Source organism: Corynebacterium freneyi, from assembly GCF_030408835.1.
Classification (GTDB): domain Bacteria; phylum Actinomycetota; class Actinomycetes; order Mycobacteriales; family Mycobacteriaceae; genus Corynebacterium; species Corynebacterium freneyi.
The window spans coordinates 326,770-351,541 of record NZ_CP047357.1; the positions used below are offsets into that span (position 1 = coordinate 326,770).

At 68.9% G+C, this 24,772-nt stretch carries 12 protein-coding genes and 1 riboswitch; of the genes, 7 read left to right on the forward strand and 5 right to left on the reverse strand.

Annotation, left to right across the window (positions count from 1 at the left end; translation table 11 throughout):
• Nucleotides 1-108 precede the first annotated feature (108 nt).
• Entirely contained in the window at nucleotides 109-4,074 is a 3,966-nt protein-coding gene (locus CFREN_RS01485; protein WP_209654813.1) for a DNA-directed RNA polymerase subunit beta', read from the forward strand.
• A 115-nt stretch (nucleotides 4,075-4,189) separates the two neighbouring features.
• Here CFREN_RS01485 and CFREN_RS01490 read toward each other — a convergent pair whose 3' ends face one another.
• The 5 genes from CFREN_RS01490 to thiC all read right to left on the reverse strand — a co-directional run bounded on the left by CFREN_RS01490 (nucleotide 4,190) and on the right by thiC (nucleotide 9,175).
• Nucleotides 4,190-5,017, reverse strand: coding sequence for a DUF1707 SHOCT-like domain-containing protein (locus tag CFREN_RS01490; protein WP_239252665.1), 828 nt, complete (start codon nucleotides 5,015-5,017; stop codon nucleotides 4,190-4,192).
• 170 nt (nucleotides 5,018-5,187) lie between these two features.
• The gene (locus CFREN_RS01495; protein ID WP_141743080.1) at nucleotides 5,188-5,388 is read right to left on the reverse strand and encodes a hypothetical protein; all 201 of its coding nucleotides are present in this window, start codon (nucleotides 5,386-5,388) and stop codon (nucleotides 5,188-5,190) included.
• A gap of 234 nt (nucleotides 5,389-5,622) precedes the next feature.
• The gene (locus tag CFREN_RS01500; protein ID WP_070523263.1) at nucleotides 5,623-5,898 is read right to left on the reverse strand and encodes a hypothetical protein; all 276 of its coding nucleotides are present in this window, start codon (nucleotides 5,896-5,898) and stop codon (nucleotides 5,623-5,625) included.
• Nucleotides 5,899-5,927: 29 nt separating this feature from the next.
• On the reverse strand, nucleotides 5,928-7,196 hold the full coding sequence (locus CFREN_RS01505; RefSeq protein ID WP_209654249.1) for a Na/Pi symporter: 1,269 nt from the start codon (nucleotides 7,194-7,196) through the stop codon (nucleotides 5,928-5,930).
• A gap of 266 nt (nucleotides 7,197-7,462) precedes the next feature.
• Nucleotides 7,463-9,175, reverse strand: coding sequence for a phosphomethylpyrimidine synthase ThiC (gene thiC, locus CFREN_RS01510; protein WP_083291643.1), 1,713 nt, complete (start codon nucleotides 9,173-9,175; stop codon nucleotides 7,463-7,465).
• A riboswitch (TPP riboswitch) is annotated at nucleotides 9,168-9,284 on the reverse strand. It overlaps the preceding gene by 8 nt.
• Nucleotides 9,285-9,519: 235 nt before the next feature.
• On the opposite strand from thiC, the gene CFREN_RS01515 reads away from it, so the two are divergent.
• From CFREN_RS01515 to CFREN_RS01540, 6 genes are all read left to right on the forward strand, one after another.
• Nucleotides 9,520-10,230 carry a hypothetical protein gene (locus tag CFREN_RS01515; protein ID WP_070523261.1) on the forward strand — a complete coding sequence of 237 codons (711 nt, stop codon included), beginning with the start codon at nucleotides 9,520-9,522 and terminating at the stop codon, nucleotides 10,228-10,230.
• Nucleotides 10,230-13,337: a vWA domain-containing protein gene (locus CFREN_RS01520; protein ID WP_209654248.1), complete on the forward strand. Its 3,108-nt coding sequence runs from the start codon at nucleotides 10,230-10,232 to the stop codon at nucleotides 13,335-13,337. Before CFREN_RS01515 ends, CFREN_RS01520 begins: the two co-directional genes overlap by 1 nt.
• Nucleotides 13,338-13,386: 49 nt before the next feature.
• Nucleotides 13,387-17,034 (forward strand): tubulin-like doman-containing protein, encoded by a 3,648-nt coding sequence (locus tag CFREN_RS01525; RefSeq protein WP_209654247.1) that lies wholly within the window; start codon nucleotides 13,387-13,389, stop codon nucleotides 17,032-17,034.
• Entirely contained in the window at nucleotides 17,034-19,775 is a 2,742-nt protein-coding gene (locus CFREN_RS01530; RefSeq protein WP_209654246.1) for a hypothetical protein, read from the forward strand. The genes CFREN_RS01525 and CFREN_RS01530 overlap by 1 nt, the downstream gene beginning before the upstream one ends.
• Before the next feature lie 64 nt (nucleotides 19,776-19,839).
• The gene (locus CFREN_RS01535; protein ID WP_209654245.1) at nucleotides 19,840-22,221 is read left to right on the forward strand and encodes a SaeA-related protein; all 2,382 of its coding nucleotides are present in this window, start codon (nucleotides 19,840-19,842) and stop codon (nucleotides 22,219-22,221) included.
• Nucleotides 22,218-24,770: a GAP1-N2 domain-containing protein gene (locus CFREN_RS01540; protein ID WP_209654244.1), complete on the forward strand. Its 2,553-nt coding sequence runs from the start codon at nucleotides 22,218-22,220 to the stop codon at nucleotides 24,768-24,770. Before CFREN_RS01535 ends, CFREN_RS01540 begins: the two co-directional genes overlap by 4 nt.
• Nucleotides 24,771-24,772 lie beyond the last annotated feature (2 nt).

The following is a 24,772-nucleotide window of genomic DNA, read 5'->3' on the forward strand; positions in this document are numbered from 1 at the left end:
CATTCGGCGCGGGCGCGCCCCGCTCGCACGAAACAACCCAATTCAAGTACGCACATTCACGCACACTCACGAAACCCCGTGACCACGTCCGGGGGAAAGGGACAACAGGTGCTCGACGTCAACAACTTCGACGAGCTTCGGATCGGGCTCGCCACCGCAGACGACATTCGCCGCTGGTCGCGCGGCGAGGTCAAGAAGCCCGAGACCATCAACTACCGCACCCTCAAGCCGGAGAAGGACGGTCTGTTCTGCGAGCGGATCTTCGGCCCGACCCGTGACTGGGAGTGCGCCTGCGGCAAGTACAAGCGCGTCCGCTTCAAGGGCATCATCTGCGAGCGCTGCGGCGTCGAGGTGACCAAGTCGAAGGTTCGCCGTGAGCGCATGGGCCACATCGAGCTGGCCGCGCCGGTCACGCACATCTGGTACTTCAAGGGCGTTCCGTCGCGCCTGGGCTACCTGCTGGACCTGGCGCCGAAGGATCTCGAGAAGATCATCTACTTCGCGGCGAACATCATCACCTCCGTCGACGAGGAGGCCCGCCACAACGACCAGACCACCCTCGAGGCGGACATGCTGGTCGACAAGAAGATGGTCGAGGACGACCGCGACCAGGAGCTGGCCGAGCGTGCCCAGATGCTGGAGGAGGACCTCGCCGAGCTCGAGGCCGCCGGCGCGAAGGCCGACGCCCGCAAGAAGGTGCAGAACGCCGCCGAGCGCGAGATGAAGCACATCCGCGAGCGCGCCCAGCGCGAGCTGGACCGCCTCGACGAGATCTGGAACACCTTCATCAAGCTCGAGCCGAAGCAGATGGTCATCGACGAGGGCATCTACAACGAGCTCGTCGACCGCTACGAGGATTACTTCACCGGCGGCATGGGCGCCGAAGCGATCCAGACGCTGATCCGCAACTTCGACCTCGCCGCCGAGGCGGAGTCGCTGCGCGAGATCATCCGCGACGGCAAGGGCCAGAAGAAGCTCCGCGCCCTCAAGCGCCTGAAGGTCGTCGCCGCGTTCCTGCAGTCGGGCAACGACCCGGCCGCCATGGTCCTCGACTGCGTCCCGGTGATTCCGCCGGAGCTGCGCCCGATGGTGCAGCTCGACGGTGGCCGTTTCGCCACCTCGGACCTCAACGACCTCTACCGTCGCGTCATCAACCGCAACAACCGCCTCAAGCGCATGATCGACCTCGGCGCGCCCGAGATCATCGTGAACAACGAGAAGCGCATGCTGCAGGAGTCGGTCGACGCGCTGTTCGACAACGGTCGCCGCGGACGCCCGGTCACCGGTCCGGGCAGCCGTCCGCTGAAGTCGCTGTCCGACCTGCTCAAGGGCAAGCAGGGCCGCTTCCGCCAGAACCTGCTGGGCAAGCGAGTCGACTACTCGGGCCGTTCGGTCATCATCGTCGGCCCGCAGCTGAAGCTGCACCAGTGCGGTCTGCCGAAGCTGATGGCACTCGAGCTGTTCAAGCCCTTCGTCATGAAGGAGCTGGTGGCCAAGGAGTACGCGCAGAACATCAAGTCGGCCAAGCGCATGGTCGAGCGTCAGCGCCCGGAGGTCTGGGACGTCCTCGAAGACGTCATCACCGGCCACCCGGTGCTGCTCAACCGTGCCCCCACCCTGCACCGCCTGGGCATCCAGGCCTTCGAGCCCGTGCTCGTCGAGGGCAAGGCCATTCAGCTGCATCCGCTGGCCTGTGAGGCGTTCAACGCCGACTTCGACGGTGACCAGATGGCCGTGCACCTCCCGCTGTCCGCGGAGGCGCAGGCCGAGGCCCGCATCCTCATGCTGTCCTCGAACAACATCCTGTCGCCGGCATCCGGCAAGCCGCTGGCCATGCCGCGACTGGACATGGTCACCGGTCTGTACTTCCTGACGCTGGAGAAGCCCGAGCAGCCGGGCGCCCACGCCGACGCCACCGAGGATCAGCCGGAGCAGGGCATCTACGCTTCCCCGGCCGAGGCCATCATGGCGTACGACCGGGGCGCGATCGGCCTGCAGACACCGATCAAGGTGCGCATCTCGCACCTGCGTCCGCCGGCCGACGTCGAGGCCGAGCACTTCCCCGACGGTTGGGAGAAGGGCCAGATCTGGACCACCAAGACCACCCTGGGCCGGGTCATGTTCAACGAGCTGTTGCCGTGGAACTACCCGTACGTCGAGGGCGTCATGGCCAAGAAGCCGCAGGCGGCGATCATCAACGACCTCGCGTCGAAGTACCCGATGATCACCGTCGCGCAGACCGTCGACAAGCTCAAGGACGCCGGTTTCTACTGGGCGACCCGCTCCGGCGTCACCATTGCCATGTCGGACGTTCTGGTTCTGCCGAACAAGAAGGAGATCCTGGACTCCTACGAGCAGAAGGCCGACACGATCGAGAAGAAGTTCCGCCGCGGCAAGCTCTCCGCGGCCGAGCGCCACGAGTCGCTGGTCAATCTGTGGAAGGCCGCGACCGCGGAGGTCGGCGAGAAGGTCGAGGGCCTGTACCCCGACGACAACCCGATCCCGATGATCGTGAAGTCCGGCGCCGCCGGCAACATGGGCCAGATCCACTCCCTGGCCGGCATGAAGGGCATGGTCACCAACCCGCGAGGCGAGTACATCACCCGCCCGATCAAGACCTCGTTCCGTGAGGGTCTGTCGGTTCTGGAGTACTTCAACAACTCGCACGGTTCCCGCAAGGGCCTCGCCGACACCGCCCTGCGCACCGCCGACTCGGGTTACCTGACCCGTCGTCTGGTGGACGTCGCGCAGGACGTCATCGTCCGCGAGGAGGACTGCGGCACCACCGCCGGCGTCGACGTCACCATCGGCGAGCACGTGCTCGGCGCCGACGGCAAGCCGACCGGCGAGCTGCGCCGCGCCCAGTACGTCGAGACCTCGGCGATCGCCCGCTACCTGGCGGCCCCGGTCGTCGACGCCGGCGGCAACGAGATCCTGCCGACCGGCACCGACCTGCGCGACGAGGAGATCACCGATCTGCTGTCCCGCGGCATCGACACCGTCAAGGTCCGCTCGGTCCTGACCTGCAACACGCCGACCGGCGTCTGCGCCACCTGCTACGGCCGTTCCATGGCCACCGGCAAGATGGTCGACATCGGCGAGGCCGTGGGCATCGTGGCCGCGCAGTCCATCGGTGAGCCGGGCACCCAGCTGACCATGCGCACGTTCCACCAGGGCGGCGTCGGCGGCGACATCACCGGCGGTCTGCCCCGAGTCCAGGAGCTGTTCGAGGCCCGCGTGCCGAAGAACCGCGCCCCGCTGGCCACGGCCACCGGTCGCGTGCGCCTGGAGGAGGACGACCACTTCTTCACGCTGACCATCGTCCCGGACGACGGTTCCGACGAGGTCGTCTTCGACAAGCTGTCGAAGCGCCAGGGTCTCGCCGAGATCACCGTCGACGGCCGCCGCCGCGCCATCCGCGACGGCGACACGATCGAGATGGGCATGCAGCTGATGAAGGGTGCCGCGGACCCGCACGAGGTTCTGCGCATCCGCGGTCGCCGCGGCGTGCAGCACCACCTGATCGAGGAAGTCCAGTCGGTCTACCGCGACCAGGGCGTGGCCATCCACGACAAGCACATCGAGGTCATCGTCCGTCAGATGCTGCGCCGCGTCACCGTCATCGACTCCGGTTCGACCGAGTTCCTGCCGGGTTCGCTGGTGGAGCACTCGGAGGCCGTGGCCGCGTCGCGTCAGGCGGTCGCCGAGGGCGGCAAGGCCATCCAGATGCGCCTGGAGATCATGGGCATCACGAAGGCCTCGCTGGCCACGGATTCGTGGCTGTCGGCCGCCTCCTTCCAGGAGACGACTAAGGTGCTGACCGATGCCGCGATCAACAAGCGCTCCGACAAGCTGATCGGCTTGAAGGAGAACGTGATCATCGGCAAGCTGATCCCGGCCGGCACGGGCATTTCCCGTTACCGCAACATCGCGGTGGAGCCGACCAAGGAGGCCGCCCGTCAGGCCGCCGCCCTGTTCGGTTCGCTGGGCGAGGGCTTCTACGGTGCGGAGGACACCTACGCCGAGCCGACCGGTCGCGCCGTCCCGCTGGACGACATTCCGTACGACCAGTAAGCGGCTGCTTCACGACGACGAACCCCCGCCTCCCGGCGAAAATGCCGGGGATCGGGGGTTTCGTCGTCGCATGGGCCGGGAGACGCGGGGCCGGCGTAAGCGCAGCGCCCGTCGCTTACTCGAGTTCGAGTCCGCCCCGGCGGGGGACGCGGCGCACCTCGACGCCGCCCATGATGGCGACGCCGGTGATCCGGACGCTCGGCGCGTCGGGTGGCAGATCGTGGCCGGCGATGACGACGTCGCGGGAGCGGGAGCTGTCGAAACCGCCCATGATGCCGGTTCCCTCGACGCTGACCCGCATGTCTTCGGGGACGATGACGTCGATGCCGCCCATGATGGCGACGGCCACGATTTCCGTGTGCCGGGATTCGAAGCGGGCGCGGCGCAGGTCGATGTCGATGCCGCCCATCACGGCCATGGAGACGTGGGTGGGAGGGCAGAGCCAGTCTCCGTTGCGGTCCGCGCCGAACATGACCGCGGCACTGAAGGCGGAGCCGCCCTTTTCGCCGGTGACGTGCTGCTTGGACACTGCGGCGAGGTCGCGTGACGACGGCCCGGCGACGTCGTGGAATGGCCCACGGGCGGGAGCGGCCGCGGGGCGGTACGGGGAGACGGCGCCGGCCGATGCGGAATCGGTGGTGCCGTCGATGATGGCGCGGGGATCGGCGACGAGGTCGGTCAGTGGGCCGGTGAGTTCGTCGCGGGTGCGGGCCGCCCAGACGCGGCTGGTGCGTTCGTCGAATTCCGTGACGTCGATCTGGCCGCGGCCGAGCGCTTCGGAAAGTTCATCGGCGACTCGACGTCGTTCGTCGTCGGTGGCCCGCAGCGGGGGTACGGCGCCGTCGTGGGCGGCGTGCGGAGTCGCGGTGTGCTCCATGCCGGTGGCGTCGTCGTCACGCGGGTCGTCGTCTGCGCGGGTGTCGTCGGTGCCGTTCGCATCCATGTCGCCAGTGTAGGTTCGACTCGGCGGATTTGCGGGGCGAGCGGGGAGGGAAGAATCCGGAGTAGGGCTCGGGCGGGGCGGGAATGTCCCGGAGTTGGGCTCCGGAGTGCGGAGAGCGGGGCGGGCCGGATCGCGCGGCGCTGGGCCGGGGAGTTCCCGGCCCAGCGGCGTCAGGCGGCGCGCAGCTCGGCGCGTTCGGAGAACTCGGCGCGCAGCGTACGGCCGAATTCCCACCAGGAGCACTTTGCCCGCGACCAATCGTCGGGGAGCACCTGGAGCTGGGCGACGAACAGGGCGTGGCGCTGCTCGTCGGTGAGATCGGTCGGCGAGGCGCCGGACGGCTCGGAATTGTTGTAGTAGACGTCGAACATGGCGGTCACCTCTTGGTTTCAGATAGCGCATGCGATCGCGGCATGCGATGGCGGTCACACCCGGTTATCCGGGTTAGCCGTCAAAGTTACACCGACCAAAAGGTAAACGCAAGGTTAATTCGCAGTAAACGCCCATCCGCGTGTCGCGGATGGGCGTTGCATTGCTCGGGTTTCGGTCCCCCGGCGGGGATGTGCCCGCCCGCCGAATGGTGCGGCGGGCGGAGGATCGCCGCGCTACCGGTCGGCCTTGAGGGCCTTCTGCGTCTCGCGCTCTTCGCGGATGACGTCGCGAAGAATCTTGATGATGCTGCGCCAGCTGCCCTCGAACGTCGAGATGTCGTCCGGCAGCGCCTGAATCAGCTCGTGGCGCTGCTCGGCGCGGCGCTCGGCGAGCTCGGCGCGGATGGCGTGGATGCTGCTTTCGGCGTCCGCGAGCATCTTCTCCAGCTCGTCGATCGACGCGGTGTCGATGTCGGGGTGTTCCTCGTTCCGGATGGGGGCGTTCGTCATGGTGTGCTCCTGATGCGTGGTCGGCGGAATTAGGTGAACAGGACCTTGATGAGGATGGTCAGGGCCGGGATGATGATGAAGACCGTCAGCACCCAGGCGACCGCCAGGATCTTGCGCTCGGCCGCGACCCGGGCCAGCGTCTCGGCGCCGATCAGGGGGAGGCTGCGCAGGAACGGCAGCCCGTAGATGATGAGGATGCCGAAGATGTTGAACAGAGTGTGGACCAGGGCGATGGTCAGGGCCAGCTTCGCGCCGTCGCCGGTGACGGCCATCGCGGCGATGAGCGCGGTGACGGTGGTGCCGACGTTCGCGCCCAGCGTCAGCGGGTAGATCTGGCGCGTGGTCAGGGCGCCGGAGCCGGCGAAGGGAACCATCACCGACGTGGTGACCGACGACGACTGGACGGCGACGGTGACCGCCAGGCCCGCGCCCATGGCGGTGAGGGGGTGGCCGCCGACGGACTTCTCCAGGATGGTCTTGGCCTTGCCGACCATGATCAGCTGCAGGATCTTGCCCAGCCAGGAGACGGCGAAGAAGATCATGGCCACGCCGAGCAGGATGGTCACGGTGCCGGCGATGACGTCGGATCCCGGCAGCATGCCGGTCAGGCCGTCGAGCCCGATGACGTCGACGACCGGGTCCGTCAACGTGCCGACGAGATCCGCCTGGCCAGGGTCCGGCAGAACGGTGCCGAAGAGCTGGTCGGAAACCCAGGAGGCGCTCTTCTGGATCGGGTGGAAGAAGATCTCCAGCGGCAGCAGGACGATCACCGCGAAGAGGTTGAAGAAGTCGTGGACCGTCGAAGCGGCGAAGGCGCGTCGGAACTCGTCCTTGTGGCCGGCGTGGCCGAAGGAGGCGAGCGTGTTCGTCACCGAGGTGCCGATGTTGGCGCCCATGATCATGGGCACCGCGACCTCGAGGGGCAACGCACCCGCGCCGACGGCGGTGACCACCAGCGTCGTCGTGGTCGACGACGACTGGATGATCGCGGTGGCCAGCACGCCGACGAACAGCGCGATGAACGGATTGGTGGCGAAGTCGAACAGTCCCTCGGCGGCGTCCTTGCCCAGGCCCTTGAATCCGTCGCCGATGACGCCGATGGCGACGATCAGCATGTACAAGGTGCCGATGGCAAGTAGCGTAAGAACCCACTTCGGCAAGCGCTGCAGCCCCTCGGGGACCTCGCTGGCGGCGACGTCCTCGCCGTGATCGGCGGTCATCGTCGCGGTGGCGCCTGCGGAAAGGGTGTCGTCGGCCGGAACCTGGGCGTCGTCGCCCGGGTGTCGGGAAGTCGTCATCGTTTCTCTATTCCTGGTCTCGCGGGTGTCCCCGGTGGTTTCGGGGGAAAGCGTGCGGGTCCGTGCGTCGCCCTGGTCGTGCCCGGGCACACGTGGCCGAGAGTATCGCGCGACAAGGTATACCAATGACGGCAAATAGTTGAACGGCAGGTTAACAAACACGGTTCTCCGGGGTGATGTGCGTCCCATCGGCACGAAGAAGCGGCGGAAGCCGTGATGGCTTCCGCCGCTGAGGATTTCGGCGTCGCCGGCGCCCCGCCGTTCGCCTACTCCGACGTCAGGGGCAGGTAGACGCGACCGCCGGCCGCCTCGAACTCCTCGGCCTTCGCGGCCATGCCGGCCTCGATCGCCTCGACCGTCTCCAGTCCGTGCTCCTTGGCGTAGTCGCGGACGTCCTGCGAAATTCGCATCGAGCAGAACTTCGGCCCGCACATCGAGCAGAAGTGCGCCGTCTTCGCGGGCTCCGCAGGCAGCGTCTCGTCGTGGTACTCCAACGCGGTGTCCGGATCGAGGGCCAACGCGAACTGGTCATGCCAACGGAACTCGAAACGCGCCTTCGACAGGGCGTCGTCGCGCTCCTGGGCGCGCGGCAATCCCTTGGCCAGGTCCGCGGAGTGCGCGGCGATCTTGTAGGTGATGACACCGACCTTGACGTCGTCGCGGTTGGGCAGGCCCAGGTGCTCCTTCGGGGTGACGTAGCAGAGCATGGCCGTGCCGGCCTGGGCGATCATCGCCGCGCCGATGGCGGAGGTGATGTGGTCGTACCCCGGCGCGATGTCCGTGGCCAGGGGGCCCAGCGTGTAGAACGGGGCCTCTTCGCACAGCTCCTCCTCGAGCCGGACGTTCTCGGCGATCTTGTGCATGGGCACGTGGCCCGGTCCCTCGATCATCACCTGCACGCCCCGAGCCTTGGCGATCTTCGTCAGCTCGCCGAGGGTCCGCAGCTCCGCGAACTGGGCCTCGTCATTGGCATCGGCGATGGAACCGGGGCGCAGGCCGTCGCCAAGCGAGAACGTGATGTCGTACTTCGCGAAAATGTCGCACAACTCGGCGAAGTTCTCGTACAGGAACGACTCGCGGTGATGCGCCAGGCACCACGCCGCCATGATCGACCCGCCGCGCGACACGATGCCCGTGACGCGGTTGGCGGCCAGCGGAACGTACCGCAGCAGCACGCCGGCGTGGACGGTCATGTAGTCGACGCCCTGCTCCGCCTGCTCGATCACCGTGTCGCGGTAGATCTCCCAGGTCAGCTTCGCCGGATCGCCCTTGACCTTCTCCAACGCCTGGTAAATCGGCACCGTGCCCACCGGCACGGGGGAGTTGCGCAGGATCCACTCGCGGGTCTCGTGGATGTCGGCGCCCGTCGACAGGTCCATGATCGTGTCGGCGCCCCAGCGGGTCGCCCACACCATCTTCTCGACCTCCTCCGCGATCGACGACGTGACCACCGAGTTGCCGATGTTCGCGTTGACCTTCACCGCGAACTTCTTGCCGATGATCATCGGCTCCAGCTCCGGGTGATTCTTGTTGGCGCAGATCACCGCGCGGCCCGCCGCGACCTCGGAGCGCACCAGCTCGGGGTCGACGTCCTCGCGGGCGGCGATGAACGCCATCTCCGGGGTGACGATCCCCGCGCGGGCCCACGCCAGCTGCGTCGACGCCTTCAGTTCGGGGCTTTCCGACGACGCCGGCGCGGGAGGCGGAGTCGGCCACGAGTCCCGGGTCTTCGGCAGACCGCCGTGCAGATCCGGATCGGCGTCGGTCTCGGTGTACGGGCCCGACGTGTCGTAGGCGTCGAAATGCGTGCCGTCGGTGAGGTTGATCCGGCGGGCCGGAATGCGGAGGACGACATCTTCGGAACCGAACGGCGAACCGTCGAACACGACGTCGTCGTAAATCTTCTCGGAGCGATAGATCGGGCCGGTGGTGACCTGGTCCCGCGCCTCGTCCATGGGGCTGGTGGCGTTTTTCGCCATCGCGATCCTTTCCTACGCCGGCATTACCCGGACAGGTTCGAACGGTCGGCATCCGCATTCCCGATGCCCTCTCAGCGCCGGTTCGGTGGGCGCTCCCGTGGGGATTATTCGGTTGTGACGGTCGAGCGTACCCGATGAAATTCGAGGGGCGGCGCGACGATCGGCTCGCCGCGGGCCCCGTGGGGAGGGGGTGAAACGGGGGTGGCGGCCGGGAATCGGCCGGAACAAACCGGGGGCTTGCCGCATCGGAAAAGTCGGGGGAAAGAGTTGCGGCCGAAGATATTGAGGCCTTACATAGTCCAGAGAACAACTGACATTCGTGCGTCAATAGGAGCAGTGGAACAGTGGGCACACCCTTCGGGAATTCGGAAACGCCCCGGTCAGGTGGGTTCGGCGGAGCGTCGAATCCCGGATTCGGTGGCCCACCCTCCGGCTCGGGAGGAGGATTCGGCACCCCCGGCGGGGGTGGCTCCGGTTTCGGTGCGACCCCCGGCGGGGGTGGCTCCGGTTTCGGCGCGGCGCCTTCCGGCGGTGGCGGCGGGGGCTTCGGCACCGCACCTTCGGGTGGCGGCGGCGGGGGCTTCGGCTCGGAATCCGGTTCGAGCTTCGGCGGCGGCGATGGATTCGGTTCCGGCGGGGGCGGTTTCGGCACCGGCGGCGCGTCCGGGGGAGCGGGCTTCGACCCCTCCGGCGCAGGTCCCGCCGACGGGGCCGCGACCACCTACCGGTCCGGCCCGTGGCCGTGGGTCATCGCGGCGACCGTGACCGCGGTGATCGGCCTGGTCCTCGGCATCGTCGCGTTCTTCACCGCCGAGCCGACCGACGGCGCTTATTCCGCGCTCGCGTTCGGCGGTTGGGCGTTGGCCGGGATCGTCACGTTCATCTTGCTGGGCGTGCACCTCACGGAGGACACGAAACGGCAGGCGTCCGGACCGTACATCGGCAACGCCGGACAAATCGCCCTGTACCGCGCGGCGGCGGGCATCGGCCTGGTGGCCGTGATCGTCACCGCGATCGAAATCGCCCTCTGGGCGTCGAAGCTGGGAGTGGCCTGATGCTCGACAACGCAACCACGATGGCGGGCCGCATCGCCCGCCGATTCACCGGCCGCCGCGTCATCGGCGCCGTCGGCGTCGCGGCGCTGGCCATGGTCGCCGGTTCCGCCGGCGCGCTCGCGCAGGGGCTCGGTTCCGGACAAGGCGGCGGCGATCGCGCCCTCAGCGAGTTCGCCGGCTGCATCGCCGGCTCGAAGTCCGGTGACATCCTCCTGGTCATGGACGAATCCGGCTCGCTTGCCGGCACCGACGCCATCACCGCCACGGACCCCGACGCCAAGCGCGTCGACGCCGCCCAGGCCTTCGTGAAGAAGATGGCCGACTACGCCGATGCCACCGGCAGCGACATCAACGTCCGTCTCGCCGGTTTCGGCGGAGACTACAACGCGGCCACGGACTGGACGGCCCTCGAGTCCGACGATGACGGCACCAACGTCGACGACGACATCGAGGCCTTCGCCGACCGCGCCAACGAGAACTGGACCGATTACTCCGCCGGCCTGACCGGCGCGGCCGCGGCATTCCGGGACAGCGAAAGCCCGTGCCGCACGGTTTTGTTCTTCAGCGACGGCAAGCCGACCGCCGAGGGCACCGCGGACGACTCGGCCATCATGGACCAGGTGTGCCACGCCGACGGTCCCGTCGGACGGCTGCGCGCGAGCGGAATCCAGGTCTTCACCATCGGACTGTCCAACGGCGACGACGACCCCGCTGAGCACCTGCGCCGGATCTCCGAGGGCACCGACTGCTCCGCCCTCGCCCCCAACGGCGCGTACATCCCCGCCGCCGACGCGTCCGCGCTGACCGCCGCGTTCGAAAGGATGGCCCCCTCGTTGGGCCTGGGCTACGACGAATCCCGCGACATCGACGAGTCGGTCGAGTTCACGCTCGACGATTCCGTGACCCCGGTGCAGCTCAGCGTCACGCCCACCGGCCCCGGCCTCGACGACATCGGTGCCCTCATTCCGGTGCTGACCCCGCCGGGCGGAGAACCCATCGACCTGACCGGGGACGTGTCCGACATCGCCGGCAACCCGATCACCGTCACCGAGGGCAACGAAGACGCGAAGGGCTCCGTGAAGGTGGACATGGAGCGCGGCGGCGACGAATGGGCCGGCAACTGGACCTTCGGCTACCGGGTCGAGGGCGGACAGTCCGACGACGCCGGCTACGAGTTCAAGTTGGACATCATCCCGGGGCTGAGCATCGTGGTCGCCGATTCCCAGCCCAACGTGCCCCTGGCCAAGTCCGACGACGACGTCATCGGCGTCTCCATCGTGGGGCCCGACGGCGACCAGCGCCGGTTCGACGGCGACGCTCGGTTCACCGCCCGCATCGAGCCGTCCAACGGCGACGCCCCCATCACCCTCGTCGACAACGAGGACATCCGGTCCGGATCCTTGGACGTTCCGCTGGACAAGGTCAACGGCGCGGTCGCCGGCAACCTGCGGATGGAGCTGGCGGTCACCACCGCCGGCGACGAGGGCCGGCCGGGAACGCAGCTCAAGCCCCTGCACTTCTCCAAGGACATTTCCGTCGCACCCGCGACCATGCCCAAGCTGCCCGGTTCGGTGAACCTGGACGTGCACGGCACCGACGGCACCGCGACCATGCAGGTCGCCGGTCCGGGCACCGTGTGGGTCGACCCGGGTTCCTTCACCGTCGGCGACGCCACCGTCGAGTACACGGCCGATCACGACGAGTCGAACCCGCTGGAGCTCGAGCGCGGCGAAACCGGGGAAATCGTCCTGACCGCCACCACGGGCACCGCCATCGACCGGGCCATCGCCGACGCGTGGATTCCGGTTACGGCGGTCGACGCGGAATCGGGACAGCAGGACACCGTCGACGTCCGCGTGGAGGGCGCTCTCACCGCCCCCATCGACAAGGCGACCTTCGGCGTCGCCCTGGTCCTCGCGCTCCTGCTGGCGCTGCTCATTCCGCTGGGCGTCCTGTACCTGATGAAGTACCTCACCGGACGGATCCCGTCGAGCCCCGGCATTCATGCGGTCCGCGTCCCCGTCACCCTCGACGGCACGACCGTGGTGCGCACGGACAAGGGCGGTGAATTCGACCTGACCTACGAGGAGGTCATCGCCGCACCCCGCGTCACGTCGAGCGGCCGCTCCGTGACGCTGGCGGGGGAGCAGGTCGTCGTGAAGACCGGCCTGAACCCCTTCGAACCTCCGAAGGCCGTGGCCGAAAGCCCCAACTCGATTTCCGATGCGGGCGAGCGTTCGGGTGGCTCCGCGCAGCTGCCGCTGGCGGTCCACGACCGCTGGTTCGCGATCGCGCAGACTCCGGCACCGTCGACGGGAATGCAGGACCCGATGGGGCAGCTGGGACAGATGCCGGGTGCCCCGGGCAAGGACGCGCCGATTCGGGCGTCGCTCATCGTGGCCGCCGACGAGGGCATCACCCGCGAGCGGCTCGCCGCCATCGTCGACGACATTCGTCGCAATGGCGCCGACCGGCTCGGCCGGCTGAGGGAAACCATGAGCACGGAGGGGTCCGCCGACGGCGGTCCCGCAGAGTCGCCGACGACCGACAAGGAATCGAAGCGGGCCAAGGGCAAGCGCGGACGTCGCGCGGCGGGCGCCGGTGACGGGCGGAATCAGTCGCCGCAGCCGCAGCCGTCCCCGCAGAACGACTTCCCCTCCGACTTCGGTTCGGGAGATTCCTTCGGCGGCGGGTCCGCGGGGTCCGGATTCGGTTCGAATTCCGGATTCGGCGCCGGCCCGGGATCGACCCCGGACGCGAACCGGGATTCCGGCTTCGGCCAGGGCTCCGGTTTCGGTTCGGGCGGGGGCTCGGGCTTCGGCGGCAACGCCGGCTCCGGCTTCGGCACCGGCGGAGGCTCCGGCTTCGGTGGCAACCCCGGCTCCGGCTTCGGCGCCGGCGGGGACTCCGGCTTCGGTGCGAACCCCGGCTCCAGCTCCGGATTCGACGGGAGCTCCGGCTTCGGTGCGAACCGCGGCTCCGGATTCGGATGGCCGAACCAGGGAGGCTTTGGCCAGGGCCCCGACTCCGGCTCAGGAAGCGGCCGCGCCGAATGGGGGGTGCCGGACGACGGTGCCGGGAACCCCCCGGGCGATCTCGACCGATAATCGAAGAACTGACGACTAACCCCGATACACCCCGGAAAGAGACTCGATCGTGGAGAAATTTCTCGTTGTCGGATGCGGAGGCTCCGGCGCCGTAACGCAGGCCTACATCATCGACCAGCTGAAGGCCTACCTGCGCCAGGTCGATCCCGAGCGCACGGAGCTGCCCGCCGCGTGGCAGTTCGTCAGCGTCGATGCGCCGTTGACGGCCGAGCCCGGCCCGGCCGGGTTGGCCAACGTCCCGCAGGCGGGCGGTCAGTACGTCAGCGTGGGCAACAGCCTCCATTACAACCAGTTCGAGCAGGGGCTTTCCCAGCAGCTCGCCCGCACCGGTTCGCTCGGCGAGATCGCCACGTGGGCGACGCGGGAACCGGAGAACCTCAACCTCCCCATCGACCGAGGCGCCGGCCAGCGCCGCGCGCTCGGCCGCATGCTCACCATCCAGAACCTGGAGAAGATCCACGACGGGCTGCGTTCGGCGATGGACCGCCTGAACCGGATGGAGACCAACGCCGAGCTCAACGAGCTCAATTACAAGATCACCGGTCGGCGTTCCGACGTCACCGACAGCGAGCCGATCGCCCTGGTCATCGGTTCCATGGCGGGCGGTTCCGGTGCGTCGATGGTGTTCGACGTCGCCCGCCTGATCTCGACGCTGCCCGGCAACATGCCGTCGCGCACCGCGATCTTCATGATGAGCCCCGAAGTCTTCGAGTCGCTTTCCGAAGACGACCGTCGCGGCATGTGGCCGAACTCGCTGGCCATGTTCGGCGAGGCCGTCGCCGCGCAGACCGGCGCCGCGGTCGCCCACGATCGGGCGATCTTCAAGGCGATGGGTCTGTCGGTCACCCCGAAGAACGCCTCCTTCGCCCGCCTGTTCCCGATCGGCGCGCGCATGGGCGGCAACCGTTCGAAGTTCGGCGACGGTTCGCCCGCCGCCATCTACCGCGGTCTCGGCCGCGCCCTGGCCGCGCTGATGACGTCGCGCAAGGCGCTCGGCTCGTTCACCCAGTACACCCTGGGCAACTCCGGCGCGATCGAGGGCAGCCGTTCGATCCTCGGATGGGGATCGCCCACCAAGGTCAGCTGGAACGACATCCCGTGGGGCTCGATGGGATACGCGCAGCTGTCCATGGGCCGCGACCGGTACGCCGAGTACGCGGCGCAGCGGCTCGCCCGGTCGTCGTTCGAGCGCCTGCTGGAGGGCCATCTGAGCCCCGACGACCCGTCGACCGGCAAGGAGCAGCTGGACAAGCGCCTGCGCGAACGGTTGCCGGATTTCCTCGCCGCATGCCACCTGCCGGGTGCCATGGCCGGCCAGCTGCGCGCCGCAGACGTGTACCCGTGGCTGGGATCCGTGTTCGGGGGAAGCTTCTCGGCGCCGGCCGCCAACGAGGCGGTCCGCAACATCCGGCAGACGCTGCCCGCCGGCGACGGAATGAAGTCGCGGGAATGGGCCGACCTCGTCCGCGGGCGCCTCGAGCAGTGCCGCAGCGGCGTCGACGAGATGTTGTCCGCCAACGCCTACGCGGCGGTCCACGAATTCGCGGACTTCTTCGCCGATCGCGTCATCGCCGAGATCGAAGGGGATCTGTCCCGGTACGGCGTGCCCTTCGTGGAGGAGATCGTCGACCGGCTCATGGAGATGCTCCAGGAGCCGCTGATCCCGATGATCAAGAGCTTCGCGCAGTCGGCCGCCGGAATGGATCCGATGGCGCCGTCGCCGCAGTTGGAGACCCTGCTGCAGCCGCTCAACGGCCGCGGAACGGTGAACAACTCGGCGCAGATCGCCGACAACATCGCCGCCAGCTACACCACGCAGCTGACGCAGTACCACATCGTGCAGGTGGCCGGCCTGCTCGCCGAGGTGCTCGACGATTTCCGCGGCTCGGTTCTGCTGCGCCTGAAGCGCTCGCTCGTCAGCGTCCACAAGGACCTCGACCACGACAACCAGCGCAAGGACGTCAGCCTCAATCTGGCCGACGTCGCCACCTCCGACCCGGTCGCGTGGCCGCGCGACGGCGAGGAAAAGATCGACGATCGTTTCCGCAGCTCCGCCAACGAAATCCTGATCACGGAGACCGACAAGTTCCCGGCGGACTACGAGGCGCACATGCTGGGCACGATGCGCGCGACGGTTCCGGATCTGCGCACCTTCCCCGAGGCCGTGTCCGTGGCCACCCGCGAGATCATCATGGGCGAATGGGATACGCAGGGCGGCATCAAAGCGCCGAACGACACCTTGTGCCCGGCCACCGGCCCGGAGTCGGGTCCCGGCAACCGCGCGGGGTGGGTGTCCAAGCACCTGACCCGCCCGCCGTACGGCCGTGGCGAGAAGCGCGATTCGCGTGCGGCGTCCTTCGACCCGCGCCTGCGTCCGGCGGACCTCATCGAGCGCACGCGCCTGTGGATCGCCCGGCCGGCGAAGCCGTTCAGCGATTTCATCGGCGTCGATCTGCGTTCGTACCTGACCCGGGACGCCGCCTCGAACGACGCGGAGTACCACGGTCGGCTCAATCGCCTGCACGACGCCTTCTACAAGGCTCTGCACCAGGCCCGGCCTCTGGCCGCGGTGTCGTCGGAGATGCTCAACCGGGTCTACGGCGTCGGCCGCGAGCAGTACCACTTCAACTTCTCGGAGATTCCGCTCGACGGCCTGGAGGCCGGCTCCCGCCTGTCGGAGATCATCCAGAACGACACGACCCGCGACGACGCGACGGTCACGACCTTCGAGTCGGCGTTCACCACGGATAACCGGGTGTTCAGCATCGACGTCTTCGGGTCGTACCCGAACTACTCGCCGGTGGTGTTCTCGTCGCTGTTCCCGCACATCGCGGAGGATTGGAACGGCCGCGGCGGCAATTCGGAGAGCTTCTGGGAGCTGCGCCGCGCCCGCCCGCTGCCGGCGGCGCTGCCGCTGACCGACGATGAGCGTCGTGCGATGGTCGCGGGGTGGCACATCGGCGTGCTGACGGGGCGGATCTACATTTCGGGTCTGGGCACCGCGTCGGCGGCGGCGCACATCTTCGATGATGCGCAGGAAGAGTGGGTGCCGTTCCCGCAGAAGCTGCTGACGCCGCCGACGAAGTTCCGTGGCAACGAGGATTGGATGCCCGCGGTCATCGAGTCGGTTCTCCTGGCCTACGCGGACGTGCAGACCGCGCCGCCGGGTGGTCGCATCGGCGATTCGCTTCGTCCGTACCGCCTGCTCCGGGAGCTTTACGACGACGGTGCGGAAGGCCCCACGACCGGAGCGGTGGATCACTCCGTGGTCAAGGTGCTGGCGGAGTGGCTCGCCACGGGCAAGGACCCGCAGAGCGACACGGGCACCTCGCCCCACGGTTCGACTTTGGCCGAGCGCAAGGCCAAGGCGGAGGAGGTGCTGCGGACCGCCCGCGCGAAGGCGGCGAACTTCCTGTCGGCCACCGGCCGGGCGGCGCTGCCCGGGGCCCGTCCCACCGACCGCCCCTGGTCGTACGTGGTGGATCGACGCATCGCGGCCGAGATGCCGCTGTACCGTGACCTGGCCGACGACGTCGACTACATGGCCGCGGACCTGCTCAAGCGTCTCGAGGAGGCCGCGGTGGTCGCCGAGAATTGGGGCCGTGAGCCGGTCGCGTCGCCTCAGCCGCTGATCACCGGTGCCGACGACCCGACTCTGACGTCGCGGCCGGAGGGCTTCGGCGGGGGTCTGATCTGATGCGGGACCTCATCATCTTCCTCGGCCACGGCGCCGGCCCGAACGCGATCCGCTCGAATCTCGTGGACCTGGCGAGCCTGGGGCTGGTGACCCGCTTCCATTGGATCGACACCGCGTCGTCGGGCAACGAGATCGAGGTCATCGAACACGACGAGGCCGACGGCGTGAGCATCGGCATGCAGCGGATCAGCGATGCGCTGCGCGTCGACGGTGGCCGCCGTGTTCTCCTCGTCGCGCTCGACGAACCCGATGACCGGGGATCGACCATCGACGTCGACGCCGTAATGAGGTGGACGAACGCCGTCGACGGGATCCTGTCGTCGTCAAGCGAACGCGTCCACCTGGTGCTGCCCCGCCTGCCCCTGCCGCGAACCGCACCGGCGCGCCTGGTCGGCTGGACCACCCTGGTGCTGGCCCCCGAAGACTCCGATTCGCCCTCCGACGCGAAGGACCCGCAGCACCGCGCCGACGGCCCCGACGCGCTGGCCCGCTACGCGGCGCCGGCCGTGGCGGGACTGACCGGGCTGTGGACCGGCTCCACCGCAACCCCCGTCCTCGACGGCCCGCGTGGCGCGATGGCCTCCGGCGAGGGCGGCGTCGTGCGACTGACGCGCGTCTACCACCGCCGCATCGACACCACCGAGATGGAGGCCGGCATCCGCCGCCGCACCCTCGACGTCACCGAGCGCGTGCCCCAGCCCGTGCGCGAAGGCAACCGGCGCGTCATCATCGCCGACGACGACGCCGAAATCACCGGCAAGATGACCGCCGGCTTCTCCCGCGCCGCCGAGCCGTTCCTGCTCAACAAGATGCAGCCGTACCAGAACGCCACCGCGTCGCAGGTCGGGGCCTGGGAGACGCTGAAGCGGTTCTTCTCGTTCTTCTTCAAGGCGGTCATCGGCACTCCCGGCGACTGGTTGGCCGCGGGCTCCGCGACCGTCCAGCGCGGTTTCGCCCGCATGGTGCAAAACACCCTGTACGGGCAGGATTCCGCCATCGAGGTCGTCTGCGGCCGGCACTCCGGCGCGCGCCGCGGCGGATCCATCGACGAGGTGAGCGCGGCGAGCAGCCACCTCCGCGAGCGGCTCGACCGGGCCGACGCCCAGATCCGCATCGGTGAACCGCCGACGCTGACCCGGATGTGGCGCGCCTACGCCAACACCTGCCTGACCCTCGTCGACGGCGGCGAGCGCGAGCAGGATCTGCTTGCCGCGCCCCGCGATCACTACGGCAACGGCGTCGTCGTCGAGCGGCCCGGACTGGCCGTGCCCGATGCCGCCGACCGATTCGACGGCGAACACCCCACGCTGCGGTCCATGCTCGGAGATTCCCTCGGCGCCACGACCATCGCCCCGTTCGACCCGCACGGGGCGGCGGCCTACGCCAACGCCCTGGACTACGTCGCGAACAAGACCACCGACCGGTCGGTGCTCAACCTGCAGGCCCGCTTCGACGAGTGGCGTCGCCGCCATTCGACCAGCTTCGCGTGGCGCATCGGCGACATGCTGTCCGGATTCCTGGAAGAGGCCCGCTCGCGTGCCGCCGGCTGCGGCGAGCAACTGCGGGGATTCCAGGAGGAGCTCGAGGCGCTCGGCGCCGACGATGGCGAGGCGAGCCGCCGGCTGGCGCGCCGCCTGCGGATCCTCATGGCCGTGTGGGCGGTGCTGTCCCTGTGCGTCGGCTACCTGGTCTTCGCGCACTACGAGCCCCGGGTCCGGATCCCGGTCCTGGAGCCGTCCCTCGCGTGGAACTGGGGCCTGCTCGTGTTTCTGCTGGTGACGGTGGTCATCCTGGGCATACAGATGCTCGTGTTCGCGAAGGCCCAGCGGGGCATCTTCGATCGGATCACCAGGCGCGCCCTTCTCGCGGAAAACGAGCGCATCGCCGCGGAGAACCTGGCCATGGCGATCGGCGACGTCGAGAAGTGCGCCCGTTCCTACTCTCAGCACCAGTCGTGGAGCGCGATCCTCGGTCGGGCGCTGTCGAGCCCGTTCGGGTCCGCGATCGGCGCGGACGCTCCGCTGCGGATCCCGCACGCCGGGCTGCCCCGGTCCACGGTCATCGCCGAGGCGGTCATCGACGATCGCCGGGCCCAGGAGGCCGTCCAGCGTCTGCGCGACCGGGTGTTCCCGGCCTCGTGGGCGCAGGATTCGCTGAACAACCTCATCGCCGCCGCACGCGTCGAGGTCCAGGCCAGCGGGGTCATGATCCCCGACGACTACGAGCTGTACGGGGCCATGGGCCGCGGATCGAAATCGCCGCTCGACCGCATCGCGCAGGTGGCGGTCGACGCGGAGCTGGATCGCAGCCATGAGGCCGATGAAGCGTGGGCGGAGGCCCTGGAGCGACTGTCGTCGTCCGGCGGCGCCGACGATCTCGTGCGCACGCTGCGCATGTGGGAGGACGGCAGGGAACGGGAGATTCCCGGCGACCGGCTTTTCGACGGCCTCGACGCGGGCTCCAGCATCGGATTCTCCGGTTCGGCCATGACTGCCGTGGGCCACAACCAGGGCGGCACCGAGATCGATGCCGAGGTCAGTTCGGTGCATCGCGAACCGTCGTCGGCCAACGACGGCGTGAAGACGCTGTCCAAGTCCGTCACGGTCGTGCAGTACGGCAGGACCGCGCAGGGCGACTGGATCACGTCCGGGGAGGCCCCGGCGACGTCGAAGGCGCCGGAGGGGGATCGAGGCCCGGGCGAGCATCGGCTGCCGTCGATCTTCGGCAACGACATCGTGTGATGAACGAGTTCGATGAGCGCGAGCGGGGCAGTCGCCCGGTGAACGCCGACAGTGGAGGAAGCAAGTGAGCGAAAAGTCCGGGAACGACGACAAGTCCCGTGCTATTTCGGAAGTGCCCGAGTACATCCTCCGGGCGATCGTCCGCATGGGCGAGCCCTCCGTCCAGGCGATCGAGCGGATCCTGCCGGCGCAGCACAAGAAGCTGGCGCCGGAGATCCACGAGCGGTTGGTGGGAGACAAGCGTCGGGAAGCCGGGGACGCCCCCGCGGCGGCCGCCGCACCGACCCAGCCGGACGACTCCGGTCAGGCGGCGCCGTCTTCGGGGTGGATGCAGGACAAGCCTCCCGCCTGGTCCACCCCGTCCGAGTCGCGCCCGTCCGGGGCCAACCCCGCCTGGGAATCCGCCCCACCGCAGGTTCCTCCGACGGGCGGCGCCCCCGCGTCGGCTGCGCCGTCGGGGCCGGGCCCCGTGCACCCCGGGCCCGAATCGACTCCGGCCGCACCCGCCGCGCCCGGGGCTCCCGGGGCTTCCGCTGCGTCCCGGGCTCCTGCGGCACCCGCGGCAGACGCCCGTCCCGCTCCGACGGCCGAGGAACGGCAGGAGCCCGCGGAACCGGAGGTGACGGTCAACCCGCTCGTCGCGGGATTCGAGCGGTACCTCGAAGGTGGCGCCGGAGTGGAATCCGTCATGAATCCGGGTGACCGCCTGGATCTGGACAACACCGTCTTCGACCAGTACGAATTCGGAGAATCCTCGAAGGTCGGCGCCGAAGGCATCAAGGTGCGGCACCGGGGCAGGGGAGACGCCGCGAAGATCGAGGTGACGTGGAAGCGTCCCTCCTGGGTGAACGACGGCGACATCGTCGTCTACCGCGTGATCGCCTCGGACCGGATCGTGGCGCCCTCACCGGAAGCCGGGGATCTCGTGCTGTGCACGGTGGGCCACGGCTTCGAGGAGCCGGTGCCCTCTCGCATCGCATTCCGCCACTACCAGGTGTGGGTCAACGTCGGCGAGGACCACGGCAGCGCCCTGCGGTCCCAGCCCCGGCTCGTCGGCGAGGACATCTGCGTTCTCCCGGTCCCCGGCGTCGACATCACGGTGTCGGCGGGCGTCGTCGAGGGCAAGTGGGATTTCCTCGACGGCTATTCGGAGATTCGCGTGTTCGCGAGCCCGGCGGACTCCCCGGAACCCGTGGACTCGCCCGCCAATCAGCTGTTCGAGGGCGTGACCAAGAAGGGGTTCGAACACAAGTCGCCCATCCGCGGTGACCGCATGCGCTTCGCCATCACCCCCGCCGTCGAGTTCCGGGGAACCAAGGAAGTGTGCACCCGCCCCGACGTCCACGAGATCTTCATCACCGCGGAATTGGAGAAGGTCAGCCTGGAAATGGCCCGGGGCGTCAACGTCGGCGGCGACGAGCGCATCCACATCACGTTCTTCTCTCCGGCCGCGGGACAGGTGAAGATCTACCTGAGCCCCAGCGCCCCTTCTCCGGGCCTGTCGTTCCAGGCCGTGCCCGTCGAGGCATTGGGGCGCGATCAGGCGTTGGCCGAGGGCCGCGTCGTCGCCGACGAGCAGAACCCGGAAGGCGAACAGATCGACGTCCAGCCGATGTGGCCTGCCGAATGGGACGAAGTCCACATCACGCCGGTGACCATCGTCGACGACATGGCCGTCGTCGGCGACACCGAAGTGCTGCAGCGGGTCCGGCCGATCGAGCACGCGAAGCTGGTAGAGCGCACCGACAGCCAGCTGGTCACCTTCGAATGGCCGGCCGGAGCGTCCATGGTGAAGATCGAAACGGCTCCGACCGGTTCGACGGCGCCCGAGGACCGGACGGCGCACACGGAGTACGACGAAAAGCGGTACCGCCGCGATGGCGGAGTCCGCCTCCACCTCAACTCCTACGGCGAAAACGTCCTGCTGACCCCGCGCAGCATGTACGCGGGCAGGGAAACCAGCGCCACCCCCACCGTGCTGGCGTACCGGGGGCTGCGCCAGTACCGGTACAGCCTGTCCAACGAGCATGGCGGCATCGTCCTTCGGCTGTGGTGCGAGGGCGGCGACGACCGCAACCCGCCGACCTTCACGCTCGTGCATCACCCGGTCCGATTCCCGCTGTCGCTGGAGGACGCCATGGAGCAGGGCGCCGGGGAGTGCCGCGTGGCGCAGATCCTGCCGGGGCAGACGACGACGTTCGGCGAACCCTCCCGGCTCATCCGGCCCGATCGTCTGCCCGACCAGAACGACCGGACGGAGAGCGCGACCTGGTTCCTGCCTCCCGAGGAGATCATGCGCATGCGGCCGGGCCAGTGGTTCCGCCTGTTCATCGTGGACTCCGGGATGCCCGGCGGCGGCCACGACCCCGATGGTCCGCGGCGCATCGTCACCGATGTCGGCAACCCCATGCCCTTCGTCCATCCGAGCATGTGGGGCGCACGATGAGCGCGGTCGAGCTGCTGACGTACGCGTCGTTCGCGGTGCCCGGCGGACGGGGCGGTTGGGGCGTCGGGCAACGTGGCCGGGGCCTGACGGATGAAGAGGTGCGCAAGCTCACCGAGCAGGTGCCGACCCGCATAGACGGGACGACGCCGGTGCCCCAGTACCCTTCGGCCGACGACATCAGCGGGTTGCAGCGGCGCATGGCGTGGACCCGCGCCCCGTGGCCGGGCGATGATCGGGTGTTCTGGTTTTCGTCCCCGGCCGGCGAGGACGCCACGGGACGGGCGGGCAACGTGTTCACGCAGGTTCACGTGTTCCGTGGCGGCGTCGGGGAATTCCCGGTGCTGTGGCCCAGCGACCTGATGTTTTCCCCGGCCCTCCGGTTCCCGTTCGGTGCCAGGGAGGTCAATTCGACCACCGTGCCGGAGGGCGTTCCGCCGCTCGGCCCGCTCGCGGTTCCCGGCAAGCTGTGGCCGTGGATCTTCGCGGATTGCGAGGTCGATCGTCGTGCCGTGCTCGGCGCGATTCTCGACGGGTGCGCGGACGGTCGCCTCGTGGCGGTGGCGTGTCCTCCCGAGGATGCGGCGATGTGGGTTGCGGCGGTGTGCCAGGCGCAGTCGCCCGCGACCGCCCGCGATTTCTCGTGGTCGACGTTCGAGCGGGCCCGTTCCCTGGGCACCGCCCGGTCTCGCGGCGTGTCGCTTGCGTGCATTCCGTTGGAGGACGCGGCCGAGGCCGCCGAGGTGCCCGACGTCATCGTCGTCTCCACCGAGGAGACTCCGGAGATGGGGGTGTACGGCGGCGCCTCGACGATGGTCGGCGGGACGCCGCTGACGGTGTCGGAGTGGTCGACGCTGTTGTCGTTCATGTTCCTGATGCCCGACGAGGCCATGCATTTCTCCCACTTGCTGCGTTCGGGGGAGGTGCCGGTCGCCGTCGGCGGTGATCCCGCCTGGCAGTTGGCCGCCGTGGCGGTGACGAACGAGGAGTTGAGGTCGGCTGCGCGGGACCCGTTGCTCGGTCTGCTGTCCCGGCCCGGGGATGCCCCGGAGAACATGGACGAGGTGTTTCCCGTCGGCGTCGCCGATGCCCTCGCCGATGAGTTGCTCGCCGACGACGGGGCGGGGCCCGAGTCGCTGTCGGTGCTCGCGACGCTGGCTTCGGCCGGGCTTTTCGACGATCCCGACCGCCGGGAGGAAGCGTTCGCGTTCCTGGAGCGGCGTGGGCTCGGAGCCGCGGTCGTCCGCGGCGATGAGAGCGTGCTGGCCACGTCGATCGGGACGGACAATCCGTTGGTGAGCGTGCTGCGGGAGATCACGGCGACGGATGGGGCGTTGCATGAGGCGATCGCCGGAGGCATCGGCTTGCCCGTGGCGGCGGCAGAGTGGTTGGGCGTGCCGCAGGTGGCGGAGCGTTTCCTGGCCACGATGCGCGGCACCGCCCCAGACGAGTTCAAGGCTCCCGTGTGGGAGGGAGACCTCATCGGTGCGTGGGTGCTGGGCGCGATGTCGGATGTGGGCGGGCCCGCGGGCGACGTGTTCGGCGATGCCTCGGGTGCCGGCGATTGGCAGGCGGGGGATTGGTCCGCGCCGTCGTCCATGCCGTCGCCGGAGATGACGGTGTTCGGGCTCAACTCCCTGGTGGAATCCCTGGGAGACCGGGCCACCGGTTTGACGCCGGTGGTGGAGCGGGAGCTGTCCCGCATGTCGGAGCCGGAGCGGCGGCTGTTGGCCGAGGGCCCCTGGCGCCCGGAGCTGGAGAAGGCAGTTACCGAGCGGGGAAACCGCACCACCACCGGTGAGTCCGAGGCATGGGGTCGCAACCCCGGGTGGGAAGCGGACGATGCGCAGACTGCGGCCATCCGGCCGGATCAGGCCCCGGTGCATCGACAGGACGAGGGGCAACGAGGCGAGGAACACGCCTCGGCCCGGACACCGCGTCAGCCGCGGAGGCATGAACTGGTCCCCGCCTTCGTCCGGTACTTCGACCCCCGCCAGATCGCGGAGATCGAGAATTACGCGGGACCGGAGCTCGGCGAGAAGATTGGGCACGTGTTCGGCCTGAGGTCGAAACCGCCGGCCTGGTCCACTCTCGGTGAGGTCCTGCTCACCGCTCAGCGGGATGAACTTCCGGACATGGATCGGATCCGGCGCGTCGTGCTGGCGTCGGCGTTGTCGGAATCCCTGTTGCGCAAGTGGTATTCCGACACCCGGAATCTGCCGTGGTGGCTGCTCGACGACATGCGTGACGACGAACTGCGCGACGTGCTCGACATGGCGGTCGACATGGTGCGGCGCAGCGAAAGGTTCCGCGCGGGTGCCGTCGGCGAACTCAACGGCGACGACCCGCCGCCGGAGGCCCGCAAGCTGGTGGCGGAAGCCAAGGCCGTGCTCGACGGGGACCTTGCGGTACGGCACTCGACGCGGGGAAGAACCCCGCGCGACATCCCGGCGGGCGACGGGTTCGACGGTGGCCGCAGGCACCGGGACGGCGTGCCCGGAAACGGCCAACTTTTCGGCAAACTCCGTCGACGTTCCGATGACCACAGGTAGGA